Annotated in this window: 5 protein-coding genes and 3 tRNA genes; 7 read left to right on the top strand and 1 reads right to left on the bottom strand. The window is 62.0% G+C overall.

What is annotated here, in order from left to right; all coding sequences use genetic code 11:
- Positions 1-33: 33 nt before the first annotated feature.
- Positions 34-1125, top strand: a complete 1092-nt coding sequence (gene ychF, locus B2527_RS12295) for a redox-regulated ATPase YchF (protein ID WP_293713904.1) — start codon at positions 34-36, stop codon at positions 1123-1125.
- Between the two features lie 764 nt (positions 1126-1889).
- On the opposite strand, the gene B2527_RS12290 is transcribed toward ychF, so the two are convergent.
- Positions 1890-4682 carry a TonB-dependent receptor plug domain-containing protein gene (locus B2527_RS12290; protein ID WP_293713902.1) on the bottom strand — a complete coding sequence of 931 codons (2793 nt, stop codon included), beginning with the start codon at positions 4680-4682 and terminating at the stop codon, positions 1890-1892.
- Positions 4683-4917: 235 nt separating this feature from the next.
- Between B2527_RS12290 and B2527_RS12285 the strand changes: the two genes are divergently transcribed.
- The 6 genes from B2527_RS12285 to B2527_RS12260 all read left to right on the top strand — a co-directional run.
- Positions 4918-5889, top strand: a complete 972-nt coding sequence (locus B2527_RS12285) for a cyanophycinase (protein ID WP_293713918.1) — start codon at positions 4918-4920, stop codon at positions 5887-5889.
- 176 nt (positions 5890-6065) lie between these two features.
- The gene (locus B2527_RS12280) at positions 6066-7085 is read left to right on the top strand and encodes an isoaspartyl peptidase/L-asparaginase family protein (RefSeq protein WP_293713900.1); all 1020 of its coding nucleotides are present in this window, start codon (positions 6066-6068) and stop codon (positions 7083-7085) included.
- Between the two features lie 148 nt (positions 7086-7233).
- Positions 7234-7319 (top strand) — tRNA-Tyr (locus B2527_RS12275).
- Positions 7320-7347: 28 nt separating this feature from the next.
- A tRNA-Gly gene (locus B2527_RS12270) sits at positions 7348-7421 on the top strand.
- Between the two features lie 39 nt (positions 7422-7460).
- A tRNA-Thr gene (locus tag B2527_RS12265) sits at positions 7461-7536 on the top strand.
- A gap of 46 nt (positions 7537-7582) precedes the next feature.
- Positions 7583-7776 (top strand): GTP-binding protein (locus B2527_RS12260; protein WP_293705984.1); only part of this gene is annotated, 194 nt, incomplete at its 3' end.

The following is a 7776-nucleotide window of genomic DNA, read 5'->3' as shown; positions in this document are numbered from 1 at the left end:
ATTCTCCATTCCCCATTCCCGAAGGACAGCACCATGGGTATCAAATGCGGCATCGTCGGTCTGCCCAATGTCGGCAAGTCGACCCTGTTCAATGCGCTGACCAAGGCGGGTATCGCTGCGGCCAACTTCCCGTTCTGCACGATCGAGCCGAACACCGGCGTCGTGCCGGTGCCGGACCCGCGCCTTGAGGCGCTGGCAGCCATCGTCAAGCCGGAGCGGGTGATCCCGACCACGATGGAGTTCGTCGACATCGCCGGCCTGGTTGCCGGTGCGTCCAAGGGTGAAGGCCTGGGCAACAAGTTCCTGGCCCACATCCGCGAAACCGACGCCATCGCCCACGTGGTGCGTTGCTTTGAGGATGGCAACGTCATCCACGTCGCCAACAAGGTCGACCCGATCGCGGACATCGAAACCATCGACACCGAGCTGGCGCTGGCCGACCTGGAGTCGGTGCTGAAAGCACTGGACCGCGCCACCCGCGCCGCCAAGGCCAACGACAAGGACGCACTGGCCCGCAAGCCGGTGCTGGAAAAGCTGGCATCGGTGCTGGATCAGGGCAAGTCGGCACGTTCGGCGGGCCTTGATGCCGACGAGAAGGCATTGATCCGCGACATGTTCCTGATCACCCTCAAGCCGCTGATGTACATCGCCAACGTCGCCGAGGATGGGTTCGAGAACAACCCGCACCTGGATGCGGTGCGCGCGCGTGCCGAAGCCGAAGGCGCCGAGGTGGTGCCGGTGTGTGCGGCGATCGAGGAAGAACTGGCGCAGCTGGAAGACGCCGACCGCGACGAGTTCCTCAAGGATCTCGGCCTGGACGAGCCGGGCCTGAACCGCGTGATCCGCGCCGGTTACAAGCTGCTCGGCCTGCAGACGTACTTCACCGCCGGTGTGAAGGAAGTCCGCGCATGGCAGCTGCGTGCCGGTTCGACCGCACCGCAGGCGGCAGGCGTGATCCATACCGACTTCGAGCGTGGCTTCATCCGCGCCGAAACCATCGCCTATGACGATTTCATCAATCTCAAGGGTGAGCAGGGCGCCAAGGAAGCCGGCCGCCTGCGCCTGGAAGGCAAGGACTACATCGTCAAGGAAGGCGACGTGCTGCACTTCCGCTTCAACGTCTGATCCTCCGCGACGTTGCTGCATCCACAAGGCCCCGCATTGCGGGGCCTTGTCGTATCCGCGCTGTGTAGCCTGATCAAATTTTCACCACATTCTTGAAACCCTTGTCGCGCAAGGGCTGCGCAGGCTTGTCCACAGCCTTCTCCATCCATTGCACACAGCCGCTGTGGAGAAGCGATTCTGCCCTGAAGGTCGGATCACCCGGGGTTGTAGCCCGGGTAAGCGCAGCGCACCCGGGAAGCAGCCGGCGCGACAACGCGTGAGCGTCCTTGGGTGGGCTTGCACAACGGCTTTGTGGGGATGCTGTGGGGCGCAAGGCCGACATTGCTGAAATCGCGGCCGTTTGTGCAACCGGGGGGTGCATGCGCTTTGCGGTTCGGGTCGCTTTTATCGGGAAGCATCGCGGAGCATCCGGAAATGCTGGTGAAATATTCACCATGGCTCCGAGAGCATTGCAGCACAGGGCCTGCACGGGCTTGTCCACAGCCTTCTCCATCGATTGCGCACAGCCGCTGTGGAGAAAGATCGCAACTGCGTAGCCCGGGTAAGCGCAGCGCACCCGGGGGATGACCGATGCGCGCAAGGTCGGGTAGCAACCGAAAGCTCCCGGGTGCGCTGCGCTTACCCGGGCTACGTCCGTTGCGGAGAAGAATTGCCCCTGTGCCTTCCCGGCACGCTGTGCTCCAGCTTCTGCCGGAATACGCAATCCATACAAACAACAAGGCCCGCCATTGGCGGGCCTTGTTGACACTACATGGAGACTGGCCTTACAGCGCCTTGCCGCCCAACTTCCAGGTCAGCTGCAGGTAGTAGCTGCGGCCCATGCTGTCGAACCACGAGGTGTCGTAGTACGGGTAGTTCGACCAAGTCGAGTCCTTCGGCGGCATCTTGTTGAACAGGTTGTTGACCGACAGAGACACCCGCAGGTGGTCAGTGATGTCGTAACGCGCGCCCGCATTGAAGCGCCAGGTGGCCTCGGTCCATGCATCGTTATCGTAGTTGGCAACCCTGCCCAGATAGCTGCCGAACAGGCTGGCGCCCCAGGCACCCTTGTCCCAGCTCACGCCCAGGTTCGATTTCACCCGCGGTAGCGTTGTGGCGCTGAAGCTGACATCGAGCATGTCTTCCTTCGGGTCACCGGGATACTGTTGGCGGGTGTGGCGGTGAGTCCAGTTGTACTGCCCAGTGAAGCTGAAGTCGCCCGCGTTTGCCGTCTGCAGACGATAGTTGGCGGCCACGTCGATGCCCGAGGTTTCTTCGTTGGCGATGTTGATCGGACCGAAGTGCACGCTGGTGATGTTGCCGTCCGCATCGCGGATCACGCGGGCCAGCGCATCGACGCAGGTCGGCGAGTTGATGTCCACTGCTGCGCCGGTATCGGTCTTGCCCAGGCGACAGTCGGCTTCCTGGATGCGGAGCAGCTCGCGGTCCTGGGTTTGCACCTGGTTTTCGATGCGGATCTTGTAGTAATCCACCGCTAGATCGAAGTTGGCCACCGGCGACCAGACGAAACCAGCCGAGAACGATTTGCTAGTTTCCTCGTCCAGTTGCATGTTCCCGCTGTAGACGTCGAACGTGCTGACGTCGTAGTTGCCAAAGTCGCGGTCGTAGCATTCGCCGTCCGTGGCACCGGCATTGTCCGTACGGCAGGCCAAGTAGTCGGTGGCGAAGCGGGTGCGGTAGTAGTCGTTCCCGGCAAACAGGTAGTGCATGTCCGGCGCGCGGAAGCCTGTGCCGTATGAGCTGCGCAGCAGCAAGGTATCCAGCGGGCGCCATTCCAAGCCGGCGCTGTAGGTGAGCTTGCCCGGGTTTTTGTTGCCGTAGCTGTAGCGGTCATAACGCCCGGCCGCGCTTGCCTGCAGGCTTGAGGCCAGCGGCACGCGTAATTCACCGGCCGCACTCCAGTGATTGCGGTCGCCATGGCCATCGCCGTACCGGGGGCCGTAGTAGGCGTCTTCGGTCAATGCCAGTGGATCGGGGTTGATCTTATAGGACTGCTTGCCGTATTCCACGGCGCCTGCGAAGCCGACATCGCCAGCGGGCATCGAGAACAGTGAGGCGTTGTCTACCGTGAAGCTGAGGTTGTCGTTCTTGGCTTCCGGGTGGAATGTGGACATTGCTGCGATCGAGGCGAACTCGGCCTCGGTCAGTGGCGTGAACAGCCTTGCCGGATCCGGGGTGTAGATCGCGATGCCGTCATCGTCATAGCCCTGCAGTTCGCCCAGGAACAGGCGATTGGCTGCGGCCGCCTTGATGCGCGGCATCTTGACGTCAGCCTTGTACTGGGAGTGGTTGTAGGCCGCCTCCCAGTTCCATTCGTAGGCGAATATGCCCTTCAGGCCGGTGGTCACCGCAAACGTCTTCTGGGTGGTGGTATTCATGCGGTTGCGCAGGCCGCCCACTTCCTCCGGGGTGAACTGGCGCGCCCAGTTCTCGTAACGCTCGGTGGTGGCGTTGTAGAAGATCTTGTTGCGGTAATTGCCGGTCGAGTTCGGGTCATGGAACTCCCAACCCATGTGGTCGCTGGCGACATCATTGCCGTTGGTGCCGGTCAGCAGCTTGACTTTCTGTTGGCCAAGCTGGATATCGGCGAACCATGACAGCGCATCGTTGAAGCGGTATTCGAACGAACCATAGGCGTTGAAGCCCTTGCGCTCGTTCTGGATGGTGCGATAGGCAATGGCACGCTCGCTTCCGCAATACGGGCCGTAGTCGTTCTCGGCGAGCACGGTGGTGCCGCCGTTGAGGCCGGCCATCGCCGCGCAACCGTCCTCAGGGGCGATGTTTTCGTCGTCGTCCCAGTTCTGCAACTGGGCGATCAGGCGCGGCAGCCGGCGTTCCGCAGCCGGCGAGTCCAGTGTCGAATCCTGTACGCTGCGATCGGTGCCCCACAGCGGGCGCTTGTCGATCAGCTCTACACCGACGATGCCGCTGAAGTTGTCTTGCTCAAAGCCGGTGGTGATCGTCAGATTCTGCGATGAACCACCGCCATGGCTGGTGTCGCCAAAACGGTAGTCGAAGGTGGTGCCATCCGTGGATTTCTTAAGGATGAAGTTGATGACACCAGCCATTGCGTCGGAGCCATACACGGCCGAGGCGCTGCCGGTCAGTACTTCAATCCGGTCAATCATGCCCAGCGGAATATTGCCGACGTCGGTGAAGTTGCTGCGGCCATTGAGCGGCAGCGGGAAGTCCGCGATACGGCGGCCGTTGACCAGGACAAGGGTGTGATTCGGCCCCAGGCCGCGCAGGTCGACCGCCTGCGCGCCAGGAGTGGACTGGGCGCCAGTGGTGTTCTGCTGTCCCTGGGTGCTGCCGCTGTTCTGGCTCAGCGAGCGCAACACGTCCGGGACCGAGGTGAAACCGGCAGACTTGATCTGCTCGGCGGTCACCACCGTGACCGGCGCAGGGCCCTCCACCTGTGCGCGCGGGATGCGCGAACCGGTGACCTGCACGGTATCCAGTTGTTGGGGTTGTTCCTGGGCGGATTGGGCCAGGGCGGGGGCGGCCATCGACAACAGGGCCAGTTGGATTGAACACACCATTGCGTGCTTACGCATGAATCAGCTCTCTGATGAAAAGTGTTCTGGACTTCTTCCCTCCGGCATGTGGGGAAATGCCGGCCGCCCGTGTCAGATTTGTGATCGGGGTAATGGCATCTAACACGTTTTTTACACGGTTGACCACTGCCTTAAAGTCTGGCATTACGGCTGCAAACGATTACCTCGGGATTGGCTTCAAGTGCTGAAACGTAAGAGTTCCTGGCTGCAGCGCGTGTTGCTTGCCGGTGCAGTGATGGTGGTTGCAGGTGTTACCAATGTGCAGGCCGCGCCGGCCAGCGGTGGACCTGGCTATCACTACTACGAAATTGGCGACATCAAGGCCCCGCGCCCTGCGCGGACGCAGCCTGCGATGTTGTTGATGGGCGGCGGTGACTGGGTGCCGGAAGCATTCCATTGGTGGGTTGAGCGTGCCGGCCACGGCCGCGTGGTGATCCTGCGTGCGTCCGGCGACGACAACATGCAGAAAGAGCTCTACAACGATATCGGTGGCGTTACCGCCGTACAGACCTTGGTGTTCGAGGACCGCAAGGCCGCCGATGATCCAAAGGTGCTGCAGATGGTGCGTGACGCCGATGCCATCTTCCTTGCCGGTGGTGACCAGGCGCGCTACGTGCGCTTCTGGCAGGGCACCGAGTTGAACAAGCTGCTGGATGCCCATGTGCGCGCAGGCAAGCCGATTGGTGGTACCAGCGCAGGCCTGGCAGTGCTCGGGCACCATGCCTATGGCGCACTGGACGGTGGCAGCGTCGACTCGGCCACCGCGCTGGCCAACCCGATGGGCAGCGAGATCACCCTTGCCGAGGGCTTCCTGGCCATGCCCTACCTGTCCAAGGTGGTCACCGACACGCACTTTGCGCGGCGCGACCGGCTTGGGCGCCTGATCACGTTCGTCGCGCGTGCGGCGCAGGCATCGGGCAGCAACGAGGTTGTCGGCCTGGGCGTGGACGAGGATGCCGCCCTGTGCGTGGAAGCGGACGGCCGCGGGCGCGTCTACGCATTGGGCGATGGCTATGCATGGCTGGTGATGCCGCGACATGCGCCCGAGCGCATGGTTGCGGGCCAGCCGCTGGATTACAGCGCGGTGCCGGTGACCGGCGTGGGCAAGCACAGTGTCCTTCATCTGGATGGGTTCAAGGTGGACAACCCGGCTTTCACCGCAGTGGCGCATGTGAAAAATGGCCATCTGCAACTGCTGCCGCACTGAGTGCGGGGCAGGGCACTACAACGGGGGCTTCGGCCCCTTTTTTGTGCGTGTCTGTTGCATTGGAGGCGGCGTCAGGTGGTGCGCCAGTGACGAAAGCCGAGCAAGTTGGGTGCGCGTGCTGTTCAGGCAGGGCCCGGCGTGCCTAGAATCCAGATTCCATTCCGGAGTGAAGAAACATGAAGCTGACTTCCGCGGTACTGCTGGGCCTGGCGTCGTTGTCTTCGGGGGCTGCGTTGGCGGCTGCACCGTCCCCCTTGTTGGTGATCCACGGCGGTGCCGGCGTGGAGCGCAAGGATTTCAGTGCCGAGGAAGAGCGTGCCGCGCGTGCTGCATTGACCGAGGCCCTGCGCAAGGGGCATGAAGCACTGCTGGCGGGCAAGCCGGCCCTGGACGCAGTCACCGCGGCAATCACCGTGCTGGAGAACGATCCCACCTTCAACGCCGGGCGTGGCGCGGTGTTCACCCATGATGGCAAGAACGAACTTGATGCCTCGCTGATGGACGGTGCCACCCTGCGCGCGGGTGCGGTGGCCGGCGTGCACACGGTGAAGAACCCGATCCTGCTGGCGCAGGCGGTGATGGAGCATTCCCCACACGTCATGATGGTCGGGCAGGGCGCCGAGATGTTTGCCGCCGAGCAGAAGATCGAGTTGGTTGATCCCTCCTATTTCCGCACCGAGAAGCGCTGGGAACAGCTGCAGCGTGCGCTGAAGGAAGAGGCCGCAGGCCAGGCGCATGTCGACCTGGAAACGGCCAAGCATTTCGGCACGGTGGGGGCGATAGCGCTGGACAGCCAGGGCAAGCTGGCTGCAGGCACGTCGACCGGTGGCATGACCAACAAGCGCTATGGCCGTGTGGGCGACTCGCCGATCATCGGCGCCGGCACCTATGCCAGTGACCAGTGCGCGGTATCGGGCACCGGCTGGGGCGAGTTCTATATCCGCCTGGCGGCAGCGCATGAAATCTGCTCGCGCATGAAGTACCTGCACGAGACCCCGGCCCAGGCGGGCGAGGGGGTCATCGTCAAGCGCGTGCCTGAGTTGGGCGGTGATGGTGGCGCCATCGTGCTGTCGGCTGATGGCAAGGCGGCAACCCCGTTCAACACCGAAGGCATGTATCGCGGCTGGATCGGTGCAGATGGTGTGCCGCACGTTGCCATTTTTGCCGACGAAAAGCTTAAAATGCCCGGCGAGTGATGCGTTGTTGATGGGCATCGCCGGTGCTGTAAAAAAATTTTCATCGAATGTGAAGATTTCTGTTGACAGCATCGGCACTCATCACCAAAATAGCGGGCTCACCCACCCCTGACCGGCAAGGCCGCGGTCCTAGACAAGGGAGTGGAATGGAGGGATACCCAAGCGGCCAACGGGGGCAGACTGTAAATCTGCTGGCTTACGCCTTCGGTGGTTCGAATCCACCTCCCTCCACCAGTTTCATGTTGTGACGTGTGTTCCCGATGCGGGAGTAGTTCAACGGTAGAACCTCAGCCTTCCAAGCTGATGGTGCGGGTTCGATTCCCGTCTCCCGCTCCATTGAACAAAGCAAAAAAAACACGTCATAATAGACAACTCGCTCACGTAGCTCAGTCGGTAGAGCACCTCCTTGGTAAGGAGGAGGTCGAAGGTTCGATTCCTTTCGTGAGCACCATCTTGCCGATAGTGCATAACCAACCTGTTACCGAGAAGAAGCAGCCATGTCCAAGGGTAAGTTCGAACGTACCAAGCCGCACGTCAACGTCGGCACCATCGGCCACGTCGACCATGGCAAGACCACGCTGACCGCCGCACTGACCAAGATCGGTGCAGAGCGCTTCGGTGGCGAGTTCAAGGATTACTCCTCGATCGACGCCGCGCCCGAAGAAAAGGCGCGTGGTATCACGATCTCGAC

Source organism: Stenotrophomonas sp. UBA7606 (assembly GCF_002477705.1).
Taxonomy (GTDB): Bacteria; Pseudomonadota; Gammaproteobacteria; order Xanthomonadales; family Xanthomonadaceae; genus Stenotrophomonas.
The sequence above is the reverse complement of the archived record's forward strand: the minus strand, read 5'-3'. Positions and strand labels throughout refer to the sequence as shown.